The sequence below is a fragment of the Methylobacterium sp. J-068 genome (genome assembly GCF_022829445.1).
GTDB lineage: Bacteria > Pseudomonadota > Alphaproteobacteria > Rhizobiales > Beijerinckiaceae > Methylobacterium.
On the sequence record NZ_JAKSXY010000125.1, the window covers coordinates 116,486 to 141,478 of the forward strand.

Consider the following 24,993-nt stretch of genomic DNA (forward strand, 5'->3'; position numbering starts at 1 on the left):
GCGAGAGAGATCAGCCTCTGAGGGCGACGAGGCCAAGATGCCCGACGAGCATCGCGCAGCCGAGCGTGTTGATGAGGAAGACCCGGCCGCGCAGGGGCACGTCGTCGGTCAGCGTCTGGACCCCGCTATGGACCACCCGGCCGACGAAGAAGATCCAGCCGGCCCAGACGTCGAACGCCGTCACCGCGTCGAAGGCGACGAGCAGCGCAACGCAGGCGAAGACGATCACCGGCAGTTCGAACTGGTTGGCGAGGTTGCGGGTGATGCGGGCGATCCGCACCGGCTCGTCGCGGCCGAGTTCGAAGCAGCCGTAGCGGACCTCGCCGGAGCGCACCGCGAGCACGCGCGCCGCCGAGAGCCAGGCATAGAGGGCGAAGGTGAGTCCGATCTGCGCCAGCACCGGCCAGAGCACGAGGTAGCGCGGATCGGTCACCGCCGGCTCAGGCGCGGCCGGGGTAGTTCGGGCTCTCGCGGGTGATGGTCACGTCGTGGACGTGGCTCTCGCGCAGGCCCGCATTGGTGATGCGGACGAACTGCGCCTTGTCCTGGAATTCGGGGATCGTGGGCGCGCCGACATAGCCCATGGCGGCCCGCAGGCCGCCGGCGAGCTGGTGCAGCACCGCCGCCACCGGCCCCTTGTAGGGCACCTGTCCCTCGATCCCCTCGGGCACGAGCTTGTGGGTGTCATTGACCTCGGCCTGGAAGTAACGGTCGGCCGAGCCGCGGGCCATGGCGCCCACCGAGCCCATGCCGCGGTAGCTCTTGTAGGAGCGGCCCTGGTGCAGGAACACCTCGCCGGGGGCCTCGTCGGTGCCGGCCAGGAGCGAGCCGAGCATGGCCACGGAGGCGCCCGCCGCGATGGCCTTGGCGAGATCGCCCGAATACTTGATGCCGCCATCGGCGATCACGGGTACGTCGGCCCGGTCGGCGGCCTCCACGGCCTCCATCAGGGCGGTGAGCTGGGGCACGCCGACGCCCGCCACGATGCGGGTGGTGCAGATCGAGCCCGGACCGATGCCGACCTTGATCGCGTCCGCGCCCGCATCGATGAGGGCCTGGGCGCCATCGCGGGTGGCGACGTTGCCGGCCACCACCTGCACGGTGTTGGAGAGTTGCTTCACCCGGCGCACGGCGTCGAGCACCTTGATCGAGTGGCCATGGGCGGTGTCGACCACGATCACGTCGCAGCCGGCGTCGATCAGGCGCTCGGCCCGCTCGAAGCCGCCGTCGCCCGTCGTGGTGGCGGCAGCGACCCGTAGGCGGCCCTGCTCGTCCTTGACGGCGCCCGGATAGGCGACCTGCTTCTCGATGTCCTTGACGGTGATGAGGCCGATGCAGCGGTAATGGTCGTCGACGACGAGCAGCTTCTCGATCCGGAACTGGTGGAGAAGGCGCTTGGCCTCGTCCTGGCTCACGCCCTCGCGCACGGTGATGAGCCGGTCGCGGGTCATCAGGTCGGCCACGGTCTCGGAGGAGTTCGTGGCGAAGCGCACGTCGCGGTTGGTGAGGATGCCCACGAGCTTGCCGCGCGAGCCGTTCGGGCCGCGCTCCACCACGGGGATGCCCGAGATGCGGTTCTGCTTCATCAGCGAGAACGCGTCGGCCAGGGTCTCGTCCGGATGGATGGTGATGGGGTTCAGCACCATGCCGGACTCGTACTTCTTGACGAGGCGGACCTGCTCGGCCTGTTCCGGCGGCTCGAGGTTTCGGTGGATCACCCCCATGCCGCCGTTCTGCGCCATGGCGATCGCCATCGGCGCCTCGGTCACGGTGTCCATGGCCGAGGCCAGGATCGGCAGGTTGAGGTGGATCGAGCGGGTCAGCCGGCTCGCGATCCGCACATCGCCGGGCATCACCGAGGACGCGGCGGGACGCAGGAGGACGTCGTCGAAGGTCAGGCCCTCAATGATGGAATCTGCGGTGATGCGGGCCATGAACCAACTCCGAAACGGGTGCCGGCGCCGGGCCTTTTCAGGTGCTCCGGCGTCATCGGGTTGGCACGGGCCAGTATCACGCGCGCGGACCCTTCGCAAAGCCGCCGGGACGCCGACGCAACAGGAAAATGCGTTCCGTGCGCCGAGATCCGGTGGGGGTTGCGCCTAGCGCAGACCCCTGGCTGCGCCCGGCAGCCCTTCGGCCGGTCCCTTATCCGTCCATTCCGGCGGCGCGCCGACGTAGTCGCCGAGGATGCCGTCGATGCCCGGAGCGCGACCGAAGGCCTCGCAATCGGGGTCGAGCGGCGCTTCGCCGAGCGTGGTCACGCGAACGCGGTCGTAGGTCGGCAGGGTGAGGGGCGCCTTGAAGGGGTCCTGGCCAGTGGCGAGGTAGAACCCGAAATCCTGTCCGAATTCCCCGGCGAGGTCGTAGGCGTCGCTGGCCGGCGAGAACCGGGCCTGGTTGGTGAAGGCGTTGGTGGCGCCGCCCCACACCATGGCCGCGCGCTGCTTGTTGCGGCTGTCGAGGGCCTCGGCCTCGACCGTCAGGCTGCCGAGGCCGATCGGAATGCGGGGAATCGGGATGCGGCCGACGGTGGTCGCGAAGCCGGCGCCCAACTGGGACGCGATGGTGATGCCGGCCGAGGTCGCGATCGTGGCGCCGGCGGCCGGCACGTTGGTGAGGTCGATCCGGGTCACGGCCGAGCGCACCGTGAGGTCGGCCTTCCGCCCGGAGACCACATCGTATTTCAGCGACAGCTCGTAGCAGAGGGCGCGGTCGGCCGCGTTGGCCACGAGCTTGCGCTCCAGCGGCGTGAGGCCCGGCGCCACGGCCTCCGAGAAGGTGGTGGGCACGATGCGCACGGTGCGGGTCGTGGCCAGCGCGGCCGGGTCGACGAAGATCCGCGAGGAACTCGCCGTCTCGTCGCTGGAGACGAGACGGTCGTACCGGGTCAGGGCGCCCGACTCGGTGAGGACCACCGTGCCGCAGCCGGCGACGGCCAGGGCGAGCACGAGGCTCGCCGCGATCCCGGACAACCTGGGACGATGTTCGAACCTCGGAAGCATCGATGACTTTCTCGGGGACGGTAAGGATCGGTCGCGCGGCACCACCACGGAAAAGCGGCGTGCGGCGATCCGAGCGTGACCGTGAGCTTAACGGCTCCAGCAACAATGTGGAAAGGCGAGTGACCCGCCGTCCGTCCGAAGCTGAATCGCTGTGGCCGCAGAGCCACGCCTGTTTTCGGCTCTCGCCCTGCACGGACGACATGCCCATTTCATTCCACGCCGGATCGAAAAAATTCGGATCCGCGCGGGGCGGCGGTTTCTGCCGTCGTCCACGCAACCGACCGGATGCCAGCAGGCTTTTCCCCTCCCATGCGCGCCTCTCAGATCGTTCCCCTCGTCGTCGCCACCGCGCTGTTCATGGAGAACACCGATTCGACGGTGATCGCCACGGCCCTGCCCGCCATCGCCCGGAGCCTCGGCGAGGACCCGATCGCCCTCAAGCTCGCGCTCACCGCCTACCTCGTCAGCCTCGCGATCTTCATCCCGATCAGCGGCTGGATGGCCGACCGCTTCGGGGCGCGCTCGGTGTTCCGCATCGCGCTCGGCGTGTTCATGGCGGGCTCGCTCGCCTGTGCCGCCTCGAACTCGCTGGCGGGTTTCGTCGCCGCCCGGTTCTTCCAGGGGCTCGGCGGCGCCATGATGGTGCCGGTCGGCCGGCTCGTGATCCTGCGCAGCGTGCCCAAGAACGAACTCGTGAGCGCCCTCGCCTACCTGACGATTCCGGCCCTGATCGGCCCGATCATGGGGCCGCCGCTGGGCGGCCTGATCACCACCTATCTCGACTGGCGCTGGATCTTCTTCATCAACATCCCGATCGGCATCGCGGGCATCGTGCTCGCGACCCTGTTCTTCGAGAACATCCGCGAGGTCGAGCGTCCGCCCCTCGACGTGGTCGGCTTCCTGCTCTCCGGTCTCGGGCTCGCCAGCCTGATGCTGGGCATCGCCTCGACGGGCCGGCATCTCCTGCCGGACGGCGTTTCCTGGGCCTGCCTCGGCGGCGGCGTGATCCTGCTGGCGCTCTACCTCCGGCATGCGCGCGGAATCGCGCATCCGGTGATCCGCCTCGATCTCCTGCGCTATCCCACCTTCCGGGCGGCGGTGACGGGCGGCAGCCTGTTCCGCATCGGGACCGGGGCGATCCCCTTCCTGCTGCCGTTGATGCTGCAGATCGGGTTCGGGCTCGATCCGCTGCAATCGGGCCTGCTCACCTTCGCGGCCGCCGCCGGCGCCCTGCTGATCAAGATCATCGGCCCGCGCATCCTGCGCCGCCACGGCTTCCGGCGGGTGATGCTGGTCAACGCCGTGGTGGCCTCGGGTTTTCTGGCGGTGAACGGGCTGTTCACGGCGCAGACGCCACACGCGGTCATCGTCTGCGTGCTGCTGGTGGGAGGCTGCGTGCGCTCCATGCAATTCACCTGCGTGAACGCCATCGCGTATGCCGAACTGGACACGCGGGAGATGAGCGCGGCCACGAGTCTCGCGAGCGTGGCCCAGCAGCTCTCGCTCAGTCTCGGCGTCTCGATCGGCGCATTGGCGCTCGAGGCGGCGGCGGCCGCGCAAGGCCGCAACGACATCGCGGCAGGCGATTTCGCCCCGGCCTTCCTCACCGTCGCGGTGATCTCGCTGGCCTCGCTCATCGCCTTCCGCCGGCTCGACCCCGATGCCGGGGCCGAAGTCTCGGGTCAGCGCCGCGTCACGCAGGAAGCCTGCGCGCAGGATCCCCGCGCCGCGATGCCGTAGCGCTTCAGGCGGCAGCGCGCGCGGGCGCGCGCCCCGGCGCACGCTTCGGCTTGGCCCCCGATTTGCCGGCCGGTCTCGCGGCGGCGGCCCTCGCCGGCCCGGCCGAGGCGCGCGCGCCCTCACGCCAGCCCTGCCAGCTCCAGCGTCCGGGGCCGGTCATCGCGTAGATCAGGAAACCGCCGGCGAGGCCGAGATCGGCCAGCAGCAGGGTCCGCTCCGCCACGGCGCTCGGACCGGCGAACTGCCAGAACGGGTGGAGCAGGGCGGCCATCACGCAGGCGAAGGCCGCGAGCGCGAGCCCGCTGAGGCGCGGCAGCACGCCGAGGACCAGCGCCAGGGGGCCGAAGACCTGCACGATCACGGCCGCCGTGGCGACCGCGTTGGGCGACGGCAGGCCCGTGGAGGCGAGCGTCAGCGCGAAGCCCGAGACGTTCAGCGCTCGGGCGATGCCCGTGGGCAGGAGCGCGGCGGCGAGCAGCAGGCGCGAGAGCAGAAGCAGTCCGTCTTGGGTCCGGCCGGTCACGTATCGGGCTCCATCTGACATCGAGACGCCGAGCCTTGTCGGGACCGGCTGAAGAGAGCGTTAAGGACGCCGGGCCCTCAACAGGGTTCGATCCTCGACAGGATGACGGGGCTTCACCCGGACACGCCGCCCCGGAACAGGCGCCCGCGCTCGGTCCAGGCGACCACCGCGAGGGCGAGCGCACCGAGCACGGCGTAGCCGAGGCCGATGGGCAGGACCGACCCGTCGAAGGACTGCCCGATCAGGTAGCCGCAGAACGCGCCGAGAATCGTGGTGTAGAAGCCGAGGAACGAGGAGGCCGTGCCGGCGATCTCGCCCAGCGGCTGCAGGGCCAGGGCGTTGAAGTTCGGCATGGCGAAGCTGATCAGGAACTGGTTGGCCGCCAGGATCGCGAGGAACAGGGCGAGCGGCGGGTGCCCGTGATAGGCGAGGCCCGCCACCACCTGGATCACCGCCACCACCACGAACAGGCTCAGGCCCGCATGGGAAAGCGGCCGCATGCCGAGGCGGCGGACGAGCCGCGCATTCACCAGGGTGGCGGCACCCATGGACCCGGCGACGAGGCCGAAGGCCAGGGGAAACAGCGCGCCGAGATGGTAGAGCCCCGTGTCGAAGACCTGCTGGGCGGAGCCGACATAGCCCATGATGCAGCCGGTGAGCAGACCGAGCGCCGTGGCGTAGCCGACCGCGACGCGGTTGCGGAAGGTCAGCCCCACCGCCTGGGCGACGGCCCGGAACGAGAAGGGACGGCGGAATTCGGGGTGCAGCGTCTCGGGCATCCGCCACGCGAACCAGACGAAGAGGATGCCGGCGAGCGCCAGCATCGAGACGAAGACGTAGACCCAGGAGCCGAGCAGCAGCATCGCGCCGCCGATCGCCGGCGCGATCATCGGCACGATGAGGAAGACCATCATGATGAGCGACATCACGCTCGCCATCTCGCGGCCGGCGAAGCGGTCTCGCACGATCGCGGTCGAGAGCACGCGCCCGCTCGCCGCGCCGATACCCTGGATGATCCGGGCGGCGAGAAGCCAGCCGAACGAGGGCGCCACCATGGCGAGCCCGGACCCGACCACGTAGATCGCCAGACCCGCCATGAGGATGGGACGGCGGCCATAGGTGTCCGAGAGCGGGCCGTAGAAGATCTGCGCCGCCCCGAAGCCGATCATGTAGACGTAGACGAGGAGTTGCAGGCTGTTGGCGTCGGGAACGCCGAAGCGGGCCTGGATCGCCGGAAAGGCCGGTAGCAGGTTGTCGATCGAGATGGCGGTCACCGCCATCATCAGGGCGATGATGCCGACGAACTCGCCGAAGCCGGGGCCTTTCGCGGGCGCTGCCGAAGCGGACCCGGCCGCGCCGTCGTGGTCCGGCAACGTCGCGCGCAGGGTCGTCACCGGTGTGCTGGTCACTGGAAGTTGTCCTCGGGACGAGTGCGTCCGGATGTGCGGGTCGGGCGTTGGTTGGCGGTTGGGCGACCGTTCTCGCCGGATTTGGTGCCGGAGGCTTAGGTCGGCAATTGAGTCGCCTGCATGGCAGCCGCGCGGGCCGGACGGCGCGGTGACGCCATAATTTCCGGCAAACGATCGCCCTTCAGCTTCGCTCGGGCGTTCGTCACGCAAGACGCTCGGGCGAGGGTCTCGCGCAGGAGGGAAGAACGACCGCATGCCGGAGACGCGACGCCGCATCGTCCTGTTCGGCCTCCTCCTGCCGGTGTTGCCGCGCGGGGCCGCCTGGGCCGACCCGGCAGCGTCCTTCGCTGAACAATCGGACTTCGCCGAACGGGCGGAGGCGCTGATACGGCCCTATGCCCGCGCCGGGATCTTCTCGGGGGCCGTGATCGTGGCGCGCAACGGGATGGCGCTGTTCCGGCAGGCCTACGGGGCCGCGAATCGCGAGTGGTCGGTGCCCAACACGGCCGAGACCCGATTTCGCATCGCCTCCCTGACGAAGCAGTTCACCGCCGCCGCGATCCTCAGGTTGCGGGAGGCGGGGCGGCTCGGCCTCGACGATTCCGCGTCGCGCCACATGCCCGGCCTTCCGGCCGCCTGGACGCCCATCACCCTGCGGATGCTCCTCGACCACACCTCGGGGCTGCCCAACGTCACGGCGCTGCCCGATTTCCCAACCGAGATCGCCCGCACCGCGCGCAATCCCATGGACGTCGTCGCGCGGCTCTTTCCCGAAGACCTGCTGTTCCCGGCGGGTACGGCGCAGGAATACAGCAATACCGGCTACATCCTCCTGGCCGCCATCGTCGAGCGGATCACCGGTGAGCCCTTCGCCGAGGCCCTGCGGTCTCTCGTGCTCGCGCCGGCCGGCCTCTCCGAGACCGGGGATGCCGATCCCGACCTGGTGATCCCGCGCCGCGCGAGCGGGTACCGGCGCGTGGCCGGAGCATGGCGCAACGCGGGCCCGGTGGTGCCGGCGGCGGCTCTCGGCGCGGGCGGGCTGGTCTCGACCCTCGACGATCTCGTGGCCTGGGACCAGGCCCTGCTCGCGGGGCGCGTGCTCGCACCGGAATCGCTCGCCGAGATGGTCCGGGATCGCGGTCACGGATATGGACTCGGTTTGTATCTCGGGCATGCCTATGGCCAGCGGCTGTGGTCGCATGGCGGCTTCCTGAACGGGTTCTCCGCGATCAAGGACACCTATCCGGACCTCGGCCTGACCGTCGTGGTCCTGGGCAACACCGAGACGGCGCCGGCCCAGACCCTGTCGCGCCGGCTCGCCGCCCTCGCGCTCGGCGTTCCGGAGGCGACCGAGATCGCGGTTCCGCCGGGGGTGATCGAGCGCTACGTCGGATTCTACCGGACCGGACCGCGCGCCGTCGTGGCCCTGACGCGGTCCGGCGACCGGCTCGTCGTCCAGGGGACGGGGCTCGCCCGCCTGGAACTGACGCCGGAGAGCGACCGGGTCTTCGTGGCCGGGGACGGCACCCGGATCGCCCTCGACATCGAGCCCGACGGGCGTGCCACCGGCCTCCTCGTGGACGCGGCCGGCGGCGCGCGCTCCGGCCCGCGCATCGACGCCCAGACGGCCCGGCGGATCACCTCGCGCCGCCTCGCGCGGCTGATCCCGCGCTGAAGGGCCGGCCCGCCGGGTCGCCAACCCTGCGAAACGGGTCTACCATCCGGCTCCGGTCGGGATGTTGTCCCGCGCGCCGCCTCGCCGAGCCGATGCCGCGATCCCGCCGTCGCGATCTTGTCCGCAAGGTCCTGCCGCGAGGAAGGTCCCGCCGCCAAGTTCGTTGGCCAAAAGTCCACCTTGATTTGAACGGGCGTCTGGCCTTGGCTGCGCCTCATAAAAACAACCAGGAGGAAACCCGATGAACAAGCCGGAATTTCTGAATCAGGGCACCAAGTCCCCGTTCTCCCCCCGCTACGACAACTTCATCGGAGGCCAGTGGGTCGCGCCCGTCGCCGGCCGCTATTTCGAGAACACCTCGCCGATCACCGGTCGCGTGATCTGCGAAGTCGCCCGCTCGGATGCCGCCGACGTCGACAGGGCGCTCGATGCCGCCCACGCCGCGAAGGAGGCCTGGGGCCGCACCGCGCCGGGCGAGCGCGCCCGCATCCTGAACCGCATCGCCGACCGGATGGAGGAGAACCTCGATCTGATCGCGCTGGCCGAGACCTGGGACAACGGCAAGCCGATCCGCGAGACGACCCACGCCGACATCCCGCTCGCCGTCGACCACTGGCGCTACTTCGCCGGCTGCCTGCGCGCGCAGGAAGGCTCGATCTCCGAGATCGACCACGACACGGTCGCCTACCACTTCCATGAGCCGCTCGGCGTCGTCGGCCAGATCATCCCGTGGAACTTCCCCATTCTGATGGCGGTGTGGAAGCTGGCGCCCGCGCTGGCCGCCGGCAACTGCGTCGTGCTCAAGCCCGCCGAGCAGACCCCCGCCTCGATCCTCGTGGTGGCCGAGCTGATCGCCGATCTCTTACCCCCGGGCGTGCTCAACATCGTCAACGGCTTCGGCCTGGAATGCGGCAAGCCGCTGGCCTCCTCGCCCCGCATCGCCAAGATCGCCTTCACGGGCGAGACGACGACGGGCCGCCTGATCATGCAGTACGCCTCGCAGAACCTGATTCCGGTGACGCTGGAACTCGGCGGCAAGTCGCCGAACATCTTCTTCTCGGACGTGGCCAACGAGGACGACGACTTCTTCGACAAGGCGCTCGAGGGCTTCACGATGTTCGCCCTCAACCAGGGCGAAGTCTGCACCTGCCCGAGCCGTGCCCTGGTCCACGAGTCGATCTACGACCGCTTCATCGAGCGGGCGATCAAGCGCGTCGAGGCGATCACGCAAGGGTCGCCCCTCGATCCCGCTACGATGATCGGTGCCCAGGCCTCCTCCGAGCAGCTGGAGAAGATCCTCAGCTACGTCGACATTGGCAGGCAGGAGGGCGCCGAGTGCCTCACGGGCGGCGAGCGCAACGTGAAGGACGGCGAGTTCGCGGACGGCTTCTACATGAAGCCGACCGTGTTCAAGGGCCACAACAAGATGCGGATCTTCCAGGAGGAGATCTTCGGCCCCGTCCTGTCGGTCACGACCTTCAAGGACGATGCCGACGCGCTCGCCATCGCCAACGACACGCTCTACGGCCTCGGCGCCGGAATCTGGACCCGCGACGTGACCCGCGCCTACCGCTTCGGCCGCTCCATCCAGGCCGGCCGCGTCTGGACGAACTGCTACCACGCCTATCCGGCCCACGCGGCCTTCGGCGGTTACAAGCAGTCCGGCATCGGCCGCGAGAACCACAAGATGATGCTCGACCACTATCAGCAGACCAAGAACATGCTCGTCAGCTACTCGGCCAAGAAGCTCGGCTTCTTCTAGGCCGGGTCCAAGATCCCGAGACTGCAGAATTCTTAGATATCCGAGAGACTTGCCCCGGCCCCCAAAGGCCGGGGCTTTTTCGTCCCCTGCCCTATCTGTCCGGATGGACCTGTCCACGGAGACCGCCCCGATGAGCGAAACCGCCTCCCTCGCCCAGAACACCGCCGATCAGACCGGGAACGACGGCACGCCCCTGCGCGTCACCGCGACGCCGGCCGCCGTCGACCTGATTGCCGAATTGCGTGCCGACCATGGGCCGGTGATGTTCCATCAATCGGGCGGGTGCTGCGACGGCTCGTCCCCGATGTGCTACCCTGTCGGCGACTTCCTCACCGGCGACAGCGACGTCCATCTCGGCCAGGTGGCCGGGGCCGATTTCTGGATCAGCCGGCCGCAATTCGAGGTCTGGAAGCACACGCACCTCATCCTCGACGTGGTGCGCGGGCGCGGCGGCATGTTCTCCCTTGAGAATGGGCGCGACAAGCGCTTCCTGATTCGCTCGCGGCTGTTCACCGAGGCCGAGAACACGGCGCTCGCGGGCGCCTGCAAAGTCTGAGAGTGCCTCACAAAACTCCCGACCACCGTCGGCCCTCACTCTGGGCACGGCAGCGCAGCGGGAGTTTTGTGAGAAGCTCTAAGAGCGTCGCGCCGGTGCGCCTTCCCGGAGCCGGGGTCCGGGAAGGCGGTCTTTGTCAGGCGCGGCTGACGCTGGCGCTGGTGATCTCGGCGAGCTTCGTGGCGCCGACCTGACGCATGATCGTCTCGAACTCGCGCTGCATAATCGCCAGTACGGTGGTGACGCCGGGCTCGCCGAAGGCGGCCAGACCCCAGACGTAGGGACGGCCGATGCAGACGGCCGTGGCTCCGAGCGCCAGCGCCTTGATCACGTCGGTGCCGCGGCGGAAGCCGCCGTCGATGAGGACAGGCACCTTGTTGTTCACGGCCTGGACCACCTCGGGCAGCGCGTCGATCGTGGCTTCGAGGCTCTCCTCGGCGCGGCCGCCGTGATTCGAGACGATGAGCGCGTCGACGCCGTAATCGAGGGCCTTCTTGGCGTCCTCGTGGGTGACGATGCCCTTGAGGACGAGCTTGCCCTTCACGATGCCGCGCAGGCGCTTCACGTAATCCCAGGTCATGCCGGTGCCGTAGAGGTTCGTCACCTTCGACACGTCGATGTCGTCGAACATCGGCTTGCGGCTGACTTCGTTCTTGAAGCCCGGCGTGTGGCAATCCGTGCAGGTCCGCGTGTCCTGCCGGCGCTCGCGGAACAGCGTCTCGGTGTTGCGGCCGCCCTGGCGGTCGACGGTCAGCACGATGGCGGGCGCACCGGCCTTCTCGGCCCGCTTCACCAGGGCCTCGGTCACGGCCCAATCGTCGGTCGGGTAGAGCATGTACCAGACGGGGGCGCCGCGCTCCTTGATCACGTCCTCGATCGAGGTGCTGCCCACGGTCGAGAGGATCATCTGATGACCCTTGACCTTGGCGCCGCGCGCCACGGCGGATTCGGCTTCCGGGTGGAAGGCGGCCTGGCTGCTCACCGGGGCGAGCACGATTGGGCTCGCCCAGGTCTCGCCGAAGATCTTCACCGTGGTGTCGATCTTGCGCACGTCGATGAGACGGCGGGCGCGGATGCGAATCCGCTCGAAGCCGTCGCGGTTCGCCTTCAGGGTCTCGTCCCCGTCGACGCCGCTGGCGAGGTAGCCGTAATGGGCCGGGGGCAGCGCCTTCTTGGCGGCGGGCTCGAAGTCGAAGACGTTGAGGGCCTGCGTCGGGGAGTCGATGATCTCGCCGACATTGCCGGGGGACTGACGCAGCACGTCGTAGCTCTGCGCCATCGCCGCATCGGTGCCGAGGACGGAAAGGCCGGCCAGGGCGCTCACGACGCCCGGCGCCACGACGGGGCTGGCCGACAGGAATTCCAGGAACTTGCGGCGGTGGAACAGTTTTTCAGTCTCAGAACCGGGCTGAGGTTGAAAGGTCTCGGACATCAATGGGCTCACACAGCGATCTCGCGGAGATGCTGCTTTGCACCATTCATGTTGCGCCGCGCAAATTCTTCAAGAGGGTGTATAGTGCTTTCGGTGGCCGTGAACGCAGACCATTATAATGCCGTTCATGTATTCCGACTGCGAATGATAAGCATTCCAAAGTAACGAGCAGATTTGATTCGCCAGGAAGCTCTGCGCCTCGTTTCATGCTGCATTGCACCAGGCGCATCGCGGCCGCGCTTCGCCCGAACCGCGCGTCGCCGCCCTAATCGGCCTCCGGGCTGAGCGCGGCGCCCATGGGTCCGCGATAGCCGCTGGCCAGCACGTAGAGCTCGCTCGAATCGGCGCGGCTGGCATTCGGCTTGACGTGACGCACGCTGGCGAAATCCCGCTTCAGGTCGGCGAGCAGGGTGCCCTCCGTGCCGCCCTGGAAGACCTTGGCGAGGTAGGAGCCGCCGGGCGCCAGGATCTCGCGGGCGAACTCGGCGGCGGTCTCGGCGAGCCCGATGATGCGCAGGTGGTCCGTCTGCTTGTGGCCGGTGGTGTTGGCGGCCATGTCGGAGAGGACGAGGTCCGCCGGACCTCCGAGAAGGTCGGTGAGGAGCCTGGGCGCTTCCGGCGCCAGGAAGTCGAGGGTGATGAAATCGACGCCGACCATCGGCTCGATCTCCAGGAGGTCGATGCCCACGATCCGCCCGCTGGCGCCGACGATCTTGGCCGCCACCTGCGACCAGCCGCCGGGCGCGGCGCCGAGGTCGACGATGCGCTGGCCGGGCTTCAGGAGCTTGAAGCGCTCGTCGATCTCGATGAGCTTGAAGGCGGCACGCGAGCGGTAGCCCTCGCGCTTGGCCCGGGCCACGTAAGGGTCGTTGAGCTGGCGTTCGAGCCAGCGCTTCTGCGAGGCCGTGCGGCCCCGCCCCGTCTTCACCCGCTGCTTGAGTTCGCCGCGCAAACCCCCGCTGGCACCACGCCTGTCGCTCACCGGTAACCCCCACGGCGCCAGACGCCGTCTTCCCGCATCATGTTCATCAGCAATCCTTCGCGCAGGCCGCGATCGGCGATGCGCAGGCGGTCGGACGGGAAGGCCCGCCGGATCGCCTCCAGGATGGCGCAGCCTGCCAGCACCAGGTCGGCCCGGTCGCGCCCGATGCACGGATTGTCCGCGCGCTGTTCGAGCCGGGTGTCGAGGAGGTCGTCGATCGCGTCGCCCACCTCGGCATCGCTCATCCAGAGGCCGTCGACCCGCCGGCGCTCGTAGCGGGCGAGACGCAGGTGCATCGCCGCCAGCGTCGTCACCGTACCGGAGGTGCCGAGCAGGTGGAAGTGCCGCGCATTCGCGGCCGGCGCCGCCCGGATCGCGAAACGGGCCAGGAGGTCGGCCACCTCCTCCACCATGCCGTCGAAGGTCATGCGGGTGACGTCGGTGCCGCCGTGGCGCTCGGCCAGGGTGACGACGCCGACCGGCAGCGAATCCCAGGCGCGGATGCGCAGGGTCGGATCGGCGGACGGGTTGGTGGCCGCGCCGTCGAGCCAGGCGATCTCGGTGGAGCCGCCGCCGATGTCGAAGATCACCACGGATTCGGAATAGGGATCGGCCAGGGCCGCGCAGCCGGTGACGGCGAGATAGGCCTCGGTCTGGCGATCGACGATCTCGAGGTCGAGGCCGACATCCTTGCGCACCCGCTCGACGAACTCGGCGCCGTTCACCGCGAGGCGGCAGGCCTCCGTGGCGATGACCTTGGCCCGGACGACGCCGCGCGCCTGCATCTTGGCCCGGCAGACCCGGAGCGCCTCGACGGTCCGCTCGATCGCCGCATCGCTGAGCCGGTCGGAATTTCCCAGGCCCTCGCCGAGTCGGACGATGCGCGAGAACGCGTCGATGACGCGAAAGCCGTGCGAGGCCGGTTCGGCCACGAGGAGGCGGCAATTGTTGGTGCCGAGGTCGAGGGCCGCGTAGGCGCCGCGCCGGCCCGGACGGCCGGTCGTCCCGCTCGACTCGGCGCGCGCCGCCGGAGCCGGTGAAGGCGTCTGTCCGCCGCTCGGGCGGGCCGGCATGGTCGCGGCGCTCTCTTCCCTCATCGGCCGAGCCGAAATCCTCGTCGTGGCCCCAGGCGGAGAGCCGGACCATCATTCCCGCACGAAGCTACAGGTCTCCCCGGCAAACTGCAAAGCCTCGATCCCGCCTTCGTGCGGAACCGAGGATTGTTTTGCTAGGATAAACACGTGCGGTGGCGTTCAGCCGAGTTTTCCGGAGGCGGCCATGCGCGGCACCGGCCGCAGCAGGCTCTTCACCTGGGAGAACGGGCGCGGCCTGTTGATCACTTCGTCGAGGCGCGACCACAGGGTCTTGGGCGAGAAGGGCTTGGCGATGATCTCGTTGACCCCGAGGGAGATGGCGCGGTCGACGACGTTCCGGCGCGGTTGCGCCAGCATCAGGATGATCGGCACGGTGGGGGACGGCGAGGTGGTGGGCGTGCGCGCGAGGCGGATGAACTCCTCGCCTGACAGGATCGCCAAGTCCCAGTCGATGATGGTCAGGTCCGGCTTGCTCTCGGCGAGAACGCCGAGCGCCTCAGCGCCGTCGGGGGCTTCCAGGACCCGCTTGATGCCCACGCGCATGAGCATGTCGCGCACGATGCGGCGGATGTAGAGGCTCTCGTCCACCACGAGGGCGGACAGGTCCGGAAAGCTCGGTGTCGCGATCATGCGTCCAGCGTCGCCCTCGGGGCCGCCTGGGCGAGTCTGCCCGGAGCGGAGCTTACGGGCCGGAGCCTTTGCGGATTGCTAACGCGAGCCCCTGATTTGATTCGAGCGATCCGCTTCAAGAACGGCCGGTTCCGGCTGCCCAGGCGGCGCGCAGTCCATCGCGGCCGCCGGGGGTGCGATGAAAAGCTACGCACTTTGCCGCAGGAAAGTTACGGAACTCTCGCGAACCCGAACGAAAGGTTCTTGCGATCAAGGCAGGTTTCAGTCAGGACTAAGGCGTTATTCTTGGTCACCGCTGCTGGGAGTAATGGTGATGCGGAGCGTGGGCTGTCTGGGATGGCGCGCACGTGGTTATCGAAACTGATGGTCGGCGGACGGTTTTTGCGAGCTTTCTATGGGACGTGGTCGTGATTTTCGGGGGCCGCAGAAGCGCGGCTTCGATGAGGGTGGAGCCGAGCCGCGTTGGCCGGATCAGGCTCCTCCGAGCAGCGGTGGCTACGGTGGTGGTTTCGGCGGTGGCGGCGGCTTCGACCGTGGCCCGTCGCGCGCCGCGGCAGCCCCCTCCGGGCCGGAGCGCGATGCGACGGTCAAGTGGTTCAACAAGGAGAAGGGCTTCGGTTTCGTCGAGCTGGCTGACGGCTCGGGCGATGCCTTCCTCCACATCCGCGCCGTCGAAGCTGCTGGCCATGCCGACCTCCTCCCCGGCACGCGCCTGACGGTCCACACCGCCCAGGGCCAGAAGGGTCCGCAGGTGACCGACGTCACCAGCGTCGACACCTCCACGGCCGAGGCCGCGCCCATGCGCGATTCGCGTCCGCCCCGCACCGGCGGCTTCGGCGGCGGCGATCGCTTTGGCGGTGGCGGCTACGGTGGCGGCGGCGGCGGGTACGGCGACCGCGGCGGTGATCGTGGCGGCGGTGGTGGCCGCTTCGCCAGCGGTCCCTCCACCGAGATGACCGGCACCGTGAAGTGGTACGACCCGGCCAAGGGCTTCGGCTTCGTCTCCGTCAACGACGGTGGCAAGGACGTGTTCGTGCACCGCTCCGCCCTCTCCCGCGCGGGCCTCGAATCCCTCGCCGAGGGACAGCAGGTCGTGCTCGGCGTGGTCGAAGGTCAGAAGGGCCGCGAGGCCCAGAGCATCAACGTCGACGATTGATCGCATTCCGGTGGCCGCGTTGCGGCCACCTTTCGCGCCATGATCGGAGCGGCGGCCCATCGGGCCGCCGTTTCGCATTCGGGACGTGACGAAGTTCAGAGGGATCGATGCGGATCGGCCTGCTCTCGTGCGCCTGCCTCGTCTGGCTGGCGGCTCCGGTCTCGGCCGAGGATTTCAGCGGCTTCTATGCCGGGGTGAACGCCGGCTACGCGCTTCAGACCGCCGACGGGCACAAGCGCGGGTTCGGGACGGGCGGGCTGGGCGGTGCGGATGCGTCGGCCGCCGACGGCAGCCTCCCCCCGAGCGCGCGGGACGCCTCGCGGGCGCTTCAGAGCCGTAACCGGTCCTCGCAAGGGGTGGGCGCCGCGCCCCGCTGAGGCGCTGCCGCGAGGCTCGTCCCGAAAGGCTTATCCCAAATCCGATTGATCCCTTCGGGATGGCGGATTTGGGCTTCGCTCAGGCGCCGCGCGGGCTGAGCGAGACCGTCTCCACTTTGATCAAGCCGAGACGGTCTCAACCCTCCAGGCGCTCATCTCCCAAAAACTCGATTCCGAAGCCGGACAGGCCGACATAGGCCCGTGAAGAGGTCGCGAGGTTGCGAATCGAGGAGACGCCGAGGTCGCGCAGGATCTGCGCCCCGAGGCCGACGTCCCGCCACTGGGCCACGCGCTGGGCCTCCGAGCTCTCCTCCGCGAAGGGCTTGAGCGGTACGCCGGCGGTGCCGTCGCGCAGGTAGACGAGGATGCCGCGTCCTTCCTCGGCGAACCTGCGCATCACCGCCTCGATCTGGCGGCCGCCCTCGATCACGTCGGCGACGACATTGGAACGGTGAAGGCGCACCAGCACGTCCTTGCCGTCACCGATGCGCCCGTGGACGAAGGCGAATTGCTGCACGGCCTCGAAGGGCGTCGTGTAGGCATAGCCGGTCATCTCGCCGAACTCGGTCTTGACCGGGAAGGTGCCGACCCGTTCCACCAGGGTCTCGCGCGCCTGACGATAGGCGATCAGGTCGGCCACCGAGACGCGCCTGAGGTTGTGGGTCTCGGCGAAGGCCGTGATCTGCGGGCCCTTCATCACCGTGCCGTCGTCGTTGGCGAGTTCGCAGATGACGCCGACCGGCGGCAGGCCGGCGAGCTTGCACAGGTCCACCGCCGCCTCGGTGTGGCCGGAGCGCATGAGCACGCCGCCATCCTTGGCGATCAGCGGGAAGACGTGACCCGGACGGACGAAATCGTCCTCGCCCATGTTGCCGTTGGCCAGCGCTCGCACGGTGTTGCAGCGCTGCTCGGCCGAGATGCCGGTGGTCAGCCCGTGCTTCACGTCCACCGTCACCGTGAAGGCGGTGCCGAGCGGCGCGTCGTTGGAGGCCACCATCGGGTCGAGGCGCAGGCGCCGGGCTTCCGCGCGGGTCAGGGGCGCGCAGACGATGCCGCAGGTGTTGCGGATGATGAAGGCCATCTTCTCCGGCGTGCAGAGCGAGGCCGCGACGACGAGGTCGCCCTCGTTCTCGCGGTCGTCGTCGTCGGTGACGACGACGATCTCACCGTTGGCATAGGCCTCAATGGCCTGCGTGACATGGGTGTGGGGCACTTGGGTATGAAGCACTTGGGTATGAGGCACTGGGACGTCTCTGGAATGGGCCACGCAGGCGGGCGTCGGGCGCGAGCGGATCAGCCCCGCGCGCCGACTTGCCCCCGGTGGCGCAGATGGTGATCGGCGAGCACGCACGCCATCATGGCCTCCGCCACCGGCACGGCGCGGATGCCGACGCAGGGGTCGTGGCGACCCTTGGTGACGAGGTCGACGTCGCGGTTGTCGCGGGTCACGCTCATGCGGGGCGTCAGGATCGAGGAGGTCGGCTTCACGGCGAAGCGGCAGACGATGGGCTGCCCCGTAGAGATGCCGCCGAGCACGCCGCCCGCATGGTTGGCGAGGAAGGTCGGGGCGCCGGCATTGCCTGAGCGCATCTCGTCGGCGTTCTCCTCGCCCCGCAGGGCGGCAGCGGCGAAGCCGTCGCCGATCTCGACGCCCTTCACGGCGTTGATCGACATCATCGCGGCGGCCAGATCCGCGTCGAGCTTGCCGTAGATCGGCGCGCCGAGGCCGGGGGGAACCCCTTCGGCCACCACCTCGATCACCGCCCCCACCGAGGAGCCGTCCTTGCGGATGCCGTCGAGGTACGTCTCGTAGAAGGCCGCCGTCTCGGGGTCGGGGCAGAAGAACGGGTTGGCGTTCACCGCCTCCCAGTCCCAGCGCGACCGGTCGATGGCGTGCGGCCCCATCTGCACCAGGGCGGCGCGGATGATCACGCCCTCGGGCAGGACCTTGCGGGCGACAGCGCCGGCCGCCACCCGCGCGGCGGTCTCGCGCGCCGAGGAGCGCCCGCCGCCGCGATAGTCGCGGATGCCGTACTTGGCGTCGTAGGCGTAATCGGCGTGGCCCGGCCGGTAGCTGTCGCGGATCTCGGAGTAATCCTTCGAGCGCTGGTCGGTGTTCTCGATCTCGAGGGCGATCGGCGTGCCGGTGGTGAGCTGGACGCCCCCCGTCCGGTCGTCGGCGAACACCCCCGAGAGGATGCGGACCTGATCGGGCTCGCGCCGCTGCGTGGTAAAGCGCGACTGGCCGGGCTTGCGCCGGTCGAGCTCCGCCTGGATGTCCTCGGCCGACAGTGCGAGACCGGGCGGACAGCCGTCGACGACGCAGCCGAGGGCGACCCCGTGGCTCTCGCCGAAGGTGGTGACGCGAAACAGGTGTCCGAACGTATTGTGCGACATGGCGCCCCCGCTCTAGCGCGGGTTTGCCCCGAGGGCCAGCGTGGGCGCATGTCTCCACCGCAGGCGTCGGTGCGCGAAAGCACGCTCGCGCCGGCCACGAGGTCTCAGGCGTCCGGCCGCGCCAGCACGCCGCCCGTGGTCGGCTCGCGCACCCCCGTGGTCGACGGGAAGGTGATCGGCAGGCCCTTCAGCGAGCGCACCGCCAGATGCGCGAAGGCCTGCGCCTCCAGGTAGGCCGAGGACCAGCCGATGGCATCCGCCGTCGTGATCTCGGCGCGCAGGTGGTAGTTCAGCAGGCGCACGAGTTCGCCGTTGCGGGCCCCGCCCCCGGCCACGATCCAGCGCGCCGGGATCTCGGGCGCGTGATCCAGCGCCCGGGCCACCGCGCGGGCGGTGAAGGCGGTGAGCGTCGCCGCGCCGTCCTCGGTGGAAAGCTGGCCCGCGAGCTTGTGCGAGAACCAGTTCCGGTCGAGCGACTTCGGCGGCCGGCGCGCGAAGAACGGGTGGATCAGCAGCCAGGCCAGCAGCGGTTCGTCGGGGCGTCCGCGCGCCGCGGTGCGCCCGCCATCGTCGAGGGGGCGGCCGGTGCGCTCGCGCATCCAGTCGTCGATCAGCGCGTTGCCGGGGCCCGTGTCGAAGGCGATGACGTCGCCGTTCGCGGACAGGATCGTGGCGTTGGCGACGCCGCCGATGTTGAGGATGCCGAGCGCGCCCTCGAAGCCCGAGGCGCGGGCCAGCGCCTGATGGAACACCGGCACCAGCGGCGCCCCCTGCCCGCCCGCCAGCACGTCGGCGTGGCGCAGGTCCGACACCACCGCGATGCCGAGCCGCCGGCTGAGCGCAGTCCCGTCGCCGATCTGCACGCTCATGCGCTGGTCCGGCCGGTGCACCACGGTCTGTCCGTGGAAGCCGATCACGTCGATGTCGGCCGGCGACAGGCCGTTGTCGGCGAGGAAGCTCTCCACCGCCTCCGCGTGGGCGGCGGTGACGAAGGCCTCGGCCTCGGCGAGGCAGCCCGGCCGGTCCTCGCGCGCGGTGACGCCCTCGGAATCGGCCAGAGCCTGGCGCAGCAGGGCGCGGTCCTCCTCCGTGTAGCCGCGATAACCCGTGGGTCCGAGCGGTTCGAGGTAGCCGTTGTGGCTCTGGACCACCCGAACGGTCTCGCCGTCCGTCTCGATCAGGGCGACGTCGACGCCGTCGAGGGAGGTGCCGCTCATCAGTCCGATCGCGCGCATCATCGTCATGGCCCCGCCGCCCCCGTGCCTTTCGGTGCGCGGGATGCTACGAGCCGCCACCACTGCGATTTGTGATCCGCGAGCTAGCACGCGGGCGCGGCCCTTGTCCCGCAAGGCGCCGCATCCGCCGGCCAGCCAGACCAGACGGCCTTGCCCTCCATGTCCGCCCAGACCCCCGACACCGCCTCCCCCGCCGCCGCGCCCGTCTTGGCGTCGGACTTCCTGCGCATCCTTCAGGAGCGCGGCTTCATCCACCAATGCTCGGACCTCGGGGGCCTCGACGCGGTGCTCAAGGGCGACCGGATCACTGCCTATATCGGGTTCGACTGCACCGCCGCCTCGCTCCATGTCGGCTCGCTGGTGCAGATCATGATGCTGCACTGGCTCCAGGCCACCGGCCACAGGCCCATCGTGCTCATGGGCGGCGGCACCACCCGCATCGGCGATCCCACGGGGCGCGACGAGGGCCGCAAGGTGCTGAGCGCGGCCGACATCGAGACCAACAAGGCCGGCATCGCCCAGGTGTTCGCCAAGTTCCTCACCTTCGGCGACGAGGCCGCGCTGATGGTCGACAACGCCGCGTGGCTGTCGGACATCAACTACCTCGACTTCCTGCGGGACGTCGGCCGGCACTTCTCGATCAACCGGATGATGTCGTTCGACAGCGTGCGCCTGCGCCTGGAGCGCGAGCAGGAACTCTCGTTCCTCGAATTCAACTACATGCTGCTCCAGGCCTACGACTACGTGGAGCTGAACCGCCGCTACGACGTCACCCTGCAGATGGGCGGGTCGGACCAGTGGGGCAACATCGTCAACGGCCTCGATCTCGGCCGACGGATGGGCACGAAGCAGCTCTTCGCGCTCACCACGCCGCTGCTCACCACGGCGTCGGGCACCAAGATGGGCAAGACCGCCGCCGGGGCGATCTGGCTCAACGCCGAGATGCTGAGCCCGTACGATTACTGGCAGTTCTGGCGCAACACCGAGGACGCCGACGTGGGCCGCTTCCTGAAGCTGTTCACCCTGCTGCCGATGGATGAGATCGCCCGCCTCGAAGCCCTGCCGGGCGCCGAGATCAACGAGGCCAAGCGGGTGCTGGCGACGGAGGCCACGGCGCTCATGCACGGCCGCGAGGCGGCGGACGCCGCCGCCGAGACCGCGCGAAAGACCTTCGTGGAGGGTACGGTGGCGCAGGATCTGCCGAGCATCACGGTCTCGGCCGACCTGCTCGCCGCCGGCCTCGGCGTCCTCTCGGCCTTCGGGCCCGAATACGCCAAGCTCCTGCCCTCCACCAGCGAGGGGCGGCGCCAGATCAAGAGCGGCGGCCTGCGCGTCAACGACGTGCCGGTCACCGACGAGCGGGCGGTGCTGCGCCACGCCGACCTGACGGCGGACGGGGTGATCAAGCTCTCCTTCGGCCGCAAGAAGCACGTGCTGGTGCGCGTGGGCTGAGGGCGCTCAGCGCTCCGTCTCGCCGACCGACGAGGTGCCGGCGACGCCCTCGTTGCCGCCACCCGCGCTGAACAGCTTGCGCAGGATGCCGGGCGCCAGGGCGGAGAGCGGGTTCACGCTGACGTCCGGCTTGGCGAGCCGCCCCGAGACGCGGAAGTTCAGGGCGAACAGGCCCTCGTTGCGGCCGCCGCCGAGCAACTGCCCGAAGATCGGCAGCTGCGACACCACGTTGTTCAAACCGTAGAGCGGCACGAAGGTGCCGTTGATGTCGGTGCGTTCCTTGGCGGTGTCGAGATAGCCCGTCATGGTGAAGCCCATGGCGGGATTGGAGATGGCCGCGTCGCTGATGTCGATCCGGCTGCCCGTGCGGGTGAAGACGGCCCGCAGGCGGTCGAACTCCACGTCGTTGCCCGTGTTCTGCACCACGTATTTCCGGCCGCGCGAATCCACCACCTCGCTGCTCGCCGGCCCTTGCGCCACGATGCTCGAGAGGGCGGGCTCGTTGCGCAGGGTGAAGTTGCGGATCTGGACCGAGCCGGGCTGCGGGCCGTCGTTCAGGGCGCTCGTCATGATGAGCTTGCCGCCGTACATGCGCTTGTAGATGTCGGCGAAGCGCAAGGCCGATCCGGCGTCGAGGGTCTCGATCGTGATGCTCGGGGCCCCGCGCTCCCCGTGCATCACCTGGGCGCTGAAGGGCGCGCCCGTGAACTTGCCCTGGAGGCGGCCGCTGCGGATATCGCGCCCGCGAAGCGAGACCTTGGCGGTGGCATTGGTCAGGGCCTCGCCGTTGAAGCCCGTGAGGATGCCGAGGCTGACATCGGCCTCGATGTCCTTCGGATTCGTGTCCCGGCCGCCCTTGGGCTCCGGCCCGGCGAGGTTGCGCAGGAACGGGCGCGCATCGGCGACGGCCCCCTTCACCGAGACGCGGTAGCCGTTTCCGTTGCGCTCGACCTGCACGCGCATGTCGTCGCCGGCCGAGAGCTTCAGGCTCGTCAGGTCCGCGCGCTCGAAGCCGCCATCGGCATTGAGCGTGGCGCTGCCGCGCAGCACAGCCGGCGCGGCGTCTAAGGTGAGGTCGCGCAGATCCATCCCACTATTGGCGCCGTCGACGATCGTGAAGGCCATCCGTCCGGGCTTGCCGGCGGCCTTGGTGAAGCCGGGCAACAGCCCGTCGCTGGCGGCCCGCGCGAGATCGGCCTCCACGCGGATCGGCGGCTTGCCGGTGCCGGGCCGCCCGATCGGCACGTTGATCTTCACCGGGATCGTGCCCGAGAGCTGGGGCGCGACCGGCAGGCCCTTGCGGGCGCGCAGGGCCTCGTCGAGGGCGAGGTTGACGTTGACCTCGCCCGGCGCGCCGGCCTTCGGCTGGCGCAGGTCGATGGTGAGGGGCGAGCCCATCACCCGGCCGTCGCCCTTCAGCGCGAAGGCGCCGCGATCGTAGGAGACCGTGAAGCGCCCGCCCTCCAGGCGCTCCTTGCCGAAAGCCTTGTCGACCGCGATGTCGGACAGCGTCCCCGCGATGGTCACCGGCAGGTCGGGCAGGTCGGGGATGTGCTTCAGGTTCAGCGGAAAATCGATGCGCAGGTCGGCGCTGCCCTTCACCGTCGCCGGGTCGAGATCGACCCCCGTCAGGGTCTTGAACATCTTCGTCTGAAGCAGCGAGACCAGGGCGTCGGCGCCGCCGCCGAGGCGCAGGCCGATCTGCGCCACCACGCTCTCGGGCGTGATCTTCGGAATGACGAAGGACCCGTCCGAGATCGCCAGACTCCGGTTGTCCGGCATCCGCAGATCCGCCGTGACGTTGCGGATGGTGGTGGTCTGGCCCGTGATGGTGCCCGTCACCCGGCCCCGGGTCAGGGGCGGCGCGTCGGGGGCCACCGTCAGGGTCGCGTCCGAGACGGTGAAGTCGATATGGACCGCGTTGTCCGGCATCGGCTCGCCGCGCGTGGCGGCGGCGAGTTCGGGCCCGCTCATGTCCACGGTGATGTCGACGCTGTCGACCTTGCCGCCGCGCAGGTAATCCACGAGGTAGTTGCGCGCGGGCGGCGCCACGTGCTCCGGCCACAGGCGCAGGGCCATGCGACCCTCGGTGTCGGACGCGACGATGCGCAGGGTCAGGCCGTCATCGTCGGCCGCCGTTCCGATCGTCCCGGTGATCCGTCCGCTCGCCTGGCCGGCCCGGACGGTGAGATCGTCGATGACGACGCCGCCGGCCTTGCCCGTCAGGTGGGTCGAGACCGCGTCGAGGGTGACGGGCTTGTCGCCGGTCTTGGCGCCCCGCAGCACCGCGTCCCGGCCCGCGAGCACCAGGGTCCAGGCCGTATCGGCGCCGGGAGGCGCCGCCGTCCAGGCCCCGGTCAGGTGAACCGCGTTGCCGGCGCCCCGGTAGTCCAGGCCGTCGAGCTTCATCGCACGGGCGGTCTCGTCCCAGCTCACCTGGGCGTTGAGGCTGTCGATGGTGACTGGGTTGAAGTCCTTCTCCTCGATGAGGACGTTGCCGCCGCCCGTGCGGATCTCGGCCGTCATGGTCTCGATGCGGCCGGCATCGATGGCGACGTCCGCCTTGGCCGAGAGCTTCAGGTCGGTCTCCACCGGGAGCTTCGATTGGCCGGACAGGAGCAGCAGATCGTTGATCGGCAAATCGTCGAGGGTGATCGTGCCGGTGCGGCGGGTGCCGCCGGCCTCGTGAAGGTCGCCGCCGAAGCGCCACTCGCCGTGCGGCCCCTCGATCCGCAGCTCGAAGACGCGCGCGTCGCGGGTCGCGTCCCGGCGGAACAGGCCGTTGACGTGCTCGAACACCGCGCGCTGGCGGGCGTCGTCGTCGATCAGGATGAGGCGCCCGTTGGTGATCCGCGCCCGGTCGAGGGCGCCGACGATGCCGGCGGAATCGAGAACGACGCCGAAGATCGACCCGACTGCGGCGGAGATCGGCGAGACCTTGCCGAGGGCGGGGTCGAGGCTGGGCAGGGTGTGCGGCTGCACGGTTCCGGCCTGCGTCGCGTCCGAGGCCGCGAAGGCGATGCTGCCGTCGTGGTGGACCAGGGCGGTCATCTGAAGGTCGCGGAACTCGATCGCGCGCGGCTGGACCGAGAGCCGCAGCAGGCTCCAGGTGTCGAGGCTGACCACCGCCTGCGGCGCGCGCACCACGAGGGCGCCCTCCGGGTTGCGGATGTCGAGGCCGGCGACGCGAAGCGCCAGCGATCGCTCGGAATCGAGTTCGATGGCGCTGTCGCTGAGTGCGACGCGCCAGCCGGGGCCGATGCTGCCCGCGATGGCGGAGGCCACCCGCTCCGACATGCCCTCGATCCGCACCGGACCCGAGGCGAGGCGGGCGACGAGGCCGCCGATGGCGAGAAGCAGGACGAGCGCGAGGCCTGCGGCCACCCAGAGCAGGGGGCGGCGCCGCGCGGCCGATCGCGTCGCGCGCGAACCTGTGGCCGTTTCCTGGTCCATCAATCCTTGTGCCGCTGGATCGGAACGTCCCCTCGGGCTATCGAGCGGCTGTCCTACGGGTTTCAGCTTACGGTGCCGTTCGTTCGTCGCGGACGGGCGGCTCCGCCTCGGCGCAACC

The 24,993-nt window shown here is 69.6% G+C and carries 20 protein-coding genes; 7 read left to right on the forward strand and 13 right to left on the reverse strand.

Annotated elements, in window-relative coordinates:
• Nucleotides 1–10: 10 nt before the first annotated feature.
• The 3 genes from MKK54_RS23575 to MKK54_RS23585 all read right to left on the reverse strand — a co-directional run bounded on the left by MKK54_RS23575 (nt 11) and on the right by MKK54_RS23585 (nt 3,002).
• Nucleotides 11–433: an MAPEG family protein gene (locus tag MKK54_RS23575; RefSeq protein ID WP_244014932.1), complete on the reverse strand. Its 423-nt coding sequence runs from the start codon at nt 431–433 to the stop codon at nt 11–13.
• Between the two features lie 7 nt (nt 434–440).
• Nucleotides 441–1,934 (reverse strand): IMP dehydrogenase, encoded by a 1,494-nt coding sequence (gene guaB / locus MKK54_RS23580; RefSeq protein WP_244014934.1) that lies wholly within the window; start codon nt 1,932–1,934, stop codon nt 441–443.
• A gap of 165 nt (nt 1,935–2,099) precedes the next feature.
• A complete protein-coding gene (locus tag MKK54_RS23585; protein WP_244014937.1) occupies nt 2,100–3,002 on the reverse strand; it encodes a DUF3313 domain-containing protein in 903 nt (300 codons plus the stop codon).
• A 141-nt stretch (nt 3,003–3,143) separates the two neighbouring features.
• Here MKK54_RS23585 and MKK54_RS23590 point away from each other — a divergent pair, with 141 nt between their 5' ends.
• Nucleotides 3,144–4,742, forward strand: a complete 1,599-nt coding sequence (locus MKK54_RS23590; protein ID WP_279597530.1) for an MDR family MFS transporter — start codon at nt 3,144–3,146, stop codon at nt 4,740–4,742.
• Nucleotides 4,743–4,746: 4 nt separating this feature from the next.
• Here MKK54_RS23590 and MKK54_RS23595 read toward each other — a convergent pair whose 3' ends face one another.
• Together MKK54_RS23595 and MKK54_RS23600 are read right to left on the reverse strand one after the other, a co-directional pair.
• Entirely contained in the window at nt 4,747–5,265 is a 519-nt protein-coding gene (locus MKK54_RS23595; RefSeq protein WP_244014941.1) for a DoxX family protein, read from the reverse strand.
• A 113-nt stretch (nt 5,266–5,378) separates the two neighbouring features.
• Nucleotides 5,379–6,548, reverse strand: coding sequence for a multidrug effflux MFS transporter (locus tag MKK54_RS23600; protein ID WP_244015264.1), 1,170 nt, complete (start codon nt 6,546–6,548; stop codon nt 5,379–5,381).
• 379 nt (nt 6,549–6,927) lie between these two features.
• Between MKK54_RS23600 and MKK54_RS23605 the strand changes: the two genes are divergently transcribed.
• From MKK54_RS23605 to MKK54_RS23615, 3 genes are all read left to right on the forward strand, one after another.
• On the forward strand, nt 6,928–8,349 hold the full coding sequence (locus tag MKK54_RS23605; RefSeq protein WP_244014943.1) for a serine hydrolase domain-containing protein: 1,422 nt from the start codon (nt 6,928–6,930) through the stop codon (nt 8,347–8,349).
• A 241-nt stretch (nt 8,350–8,590) separates the two neighbouring features.
• Nucleotides 8,591–10,111, forward strand: a complete 1,521-nt coding sequence (gene adh, locus MKK54_RS23610; protein WP_244014945.1) for an aldehyde dehydrogenase — start codon at nt 8,591–8,593, stop codon at nt 10,109–10,111.
• Between the two features lie 130 nt (nt 10,112–10,241).
• Complete coding sequence (locus MKK54_RS23615; RefSeq protein WP_244014947.1) at nt 10,242–10,667, forward strand: DUF779 domain-containing protein; 426 nt, start codon at nt 10,242–10,244, stop codon at nt 10,665–10,667.
• A gap of 136 nt (nt 10,668–10,803) precedes the next feature.
• Here the strand turns inward: MKK54_RS23615 and MKK54_RS23620 are convergent, their stop codons facing one another.
• From MKK54_RS23620 to MKK54_RS23635, 4 genes are all read right to left on the reverse strand, one after another.
• On the reverse strand, nt 10,804–12,099 hold the full coding sequence (locus MKK54_RS23620) for an alpha-hydroxy acid oxidase (protein ID WP_244014950.1): 1,296 nt from the start codon (nt 12,097–12,099) through the stop codon (nt 10,804–10,806).
• 265 nt (nt 12,100–12,364) lie between these two features.
• The gene (locus MKK54_RS23625) at nt 12,365–13,081 is read right to left on the reverse strand and encodes an RlmE family RNA methyltransferase (protein WP_244014952.1); all 717 of its coding nucleotides are present in this window, start codon (nt 13,079–13,081) and stop codon (nt 12,365–12,367) included.
• On the reverse strand, nt 13,078–14,178 hold the full coding sequence (locus tag MKK54_RS23630) for a Ppx/GppA phosphatase family protein (RefSeq protein WP_244014954.1): 1,101 nt from the start codon (nt 14,176–14,178) through the stop codon (nt 13,078–13,080). Before MKK54_RS23630 ends, MKK54_RS23625 begins: the two co-directional genes overlap by 4 nt.
• A 156-nt stretch (nt 14,179–14,334) precedes the next feature.
• Nucleotides 14,335–14,805, reverse strand: coding sequence for a response regulator (locus MKK54_RS23635; protein WP_238282925.1), 471 nt, complete (start codon nt 14,803–14,805; stop codon nt 14,335–14,337).
• Nucleotides 14,806–15,199: 394 nt separating this feature from the next.
• On the opposite strand from MKK54_RS23635, the gene MKK54_RS24590 reads away from it, so the two are divergent.
• Together MKK54_RS24590 and MKK54_RS23650 are read left to right on the forward strand one after the other, a co-directional pair.
• The gene (locus MKK54_RS24590) at nt 15,200–15,961 is read left to right on the forward strand and encodes a cold-shock protein (RefSeq protein WP_279597522.1); all 762 of its coding nucleotides are present in this window, start codon (nt 15,200–15,202) and stop codon (nt 15,959–15,961) included.
• Between the two features lie 107 nt (nt 15,962–16,068).
• Entirely contained in the window at nt 16,069–16,338 is a 270-nt protein-coding gene (locus MKK54_RS23650) for a hypothetical protein (protein ID WP_244014956.1), read from the forward strand.
• A 136-nt stretch (nt 16,339–16,474) separates the two neighbouring features.
• On the opposite strand, the gene ribB is transcribed toward MKK54_RS23650, so the two are convergent.
• The 3 genes from ribB to MKK54_RS23665 form a co-directional block, all read right to left on the reverse strand.
• Nucleotides 16,475–17,551, reverse strand: a complete 1,077-nt coding sequence (gene ribB, locus MKK54_RS23655; RefSeq protein WP_244014958.1) for a 3,4-dihydroxy-2-butanone-4-phosphate synthase — start codon at nt 17,549–17,551, stop codon at nt 16,475–16,477.
• An 80-nt stretch (nt 17,552–17,631) separates the two neighbouring features.
• Nucleotides 17,632–18,735 carry a chorismate synthase gene (aroC, locus tag MKK54_RS23660; protein WP_244014960.1) on the reverse strand — a complete coding sequence of 368 codons (1,104 nt, stop codon included), beginning with the start codon at nt 18,733–18,735 and terminating at the stop codon, nt 17,632–17,634.
• Nucleotides 18,736–18,839: 104 nt separating this feature from the next.
• The gene (locus MKK54_RS23665; protein ID WP_244014962.1) at nt 18,840–19,979 is read right to left on the reverse strand and encodes an anhydro-N-acetylmuramic acid kinase; all 1,140 of its coding nucleotides are present in this window, start codon (nt 19,977–19,979) and stop codon (nt 18,840–18,842) included.
• A 150-nt stretch (nt 19,980–20,129) separates the two neighbouring features.
• On the opposite strand from MKK54_RS23665, the gene tyrS reads away from it, so the two are divergent.
• Nucleotides 20,130–21,422, forward strand: coding sequence for a tyrosine--tRNA ligase (gene tyrS / locus MKK54_RS23670; protein ID WP_244014965.1), 1,293 nt, complete (start codon nt 20,130–20,132; stop codon nt 21,420–21,422).
• A gap of 6 nt (nt 21,423–21,428) precedes the next feature.
• On the opposite strand, the gene MKK54_RS23675 is transcribed toward tyrS, so the two are convergent.
• Nucleotides 21,429–24,875: a DUF3971 domain-containing protein gene (locus MKK54_RS23675; RefSeq protein WP_244014967.1), complete on the reverse strand. Its 3,447-nt coding sequence runs from the start codon at nt 24,873–24,875 to the stop codon at nt 21,429–21,431.
• Nucleotides 24,876–24,993: the final 118 nt, after the last annotated feature.

Excerpts from the sequence above, each read along its gene's own strand:
- tyrS (WP_244014965.1), top strand. The coding sequence starts at position 20,130 with ATGTCCGCCCAGACCCCCGACACCGCCTCCCCCGCCGCCGCGCCCGTC.
- MKK54_RS23665 (WP_244014962.1), bottom strand. The coding sequence starts at position 19,979 with ATGACGATGATGCGCGCGATCGGACTGATGAGCGGCACCTCCCTCGAC.
- MKK54_RS23585 (WP_244014937.1), bottom strand. The coding sequence starts at position 3,002 with ATGCTTCCGAGGTTCGAACATCGTCCCAGGTTGTCCGGGATCGCGGCG.
- aroC (WP_244014960.1), bottom strand. The coding sequence starts at position 18,735 with ATGTCGCACAATACGTTCGGACACCTGTTTCGCGTCACCACCTTCGGC.
- MKK54_RS23620 (WP_244014950.1), bottom strand. The coding sequence starts at position 12,099 with ATGTCCGAGACCTTTCAACCTCAGCCCGGTTCTGAGACTGAAAAACTG.
- MKK54_RS23675 (WP_244014967.1), bottom strand. The coding sequence starts at position 24,875 with ATGGACCAGGAAACGGCCACAGGTTCGCGCGCGACGCGATCGGCCGCG.
- MKK54_RS23600 (WP_244015264.1), bottom strand. The coding sequence starts at position 6,548 with ATGATGGCGGTGACCGCCATCTCGATCGACAACCTGCTACCGGCCTTT.
- MKK54_RS23635 (WP_238282925.1), bottom strand. The coding sequence starts at position 14,805 with ATGATCGCGACACCGAGCTTTCCGGACCTGTCCGCCCTCGTGGTGGAC.
- adh (WP_244014945.1), top strand. The coding sequence starts at position 8,591 with ATGAACAAGCCGGAATTTCTGAATCAGGGCACCAAGTCCCCGTTCTCC.
- MKK54_RS24590 (WP_279597522.1), top strand. The coding sequence starts at position 15,200 with ATGGGACGTGGTCGTGATTTTCGGGGGCCGCAGAAGCGCGGCTTCGAT.
- MKK54_RS23630 (WP_244014954.1), bottom strand. The coding sequence starts at position 14,178 with ATGAGGGAAGAGAGCGCCGCGACCATGCCGGCCCGCCCGAGCGGCGGA.
- MKK54_RS23605 (WP_244014943.1), top strand. The coding sequence starts at position 6,928 with ATGCCGGAGACGCGACGCCGCATCGTCCTGTTCGGCCTCCTCCTGCCG.
- MKK54_RS23615 (WP_244014947.1), top strand. The coding sequence starts at position 10,242 with ATGAGCGAAACCGCCTCCCTCGCCCAGAACACCGCCGATCAGACCGGG.
- guaB (WP_244014934.1), bottom strand. The coding sequence starts at position 1,934 with ATGGCCCGCATCACCGCAGATTCCATCATTGAGGGCCTGACCTTCGAC.
- MKK54_RS23650 (WP_244014956.1), top strand. The coding sequence starts at position 16,069 with ATGCGGATCGGCCTGCTCTCGTGCGCCTGCCTCGTCTGGCTGGCGGCT.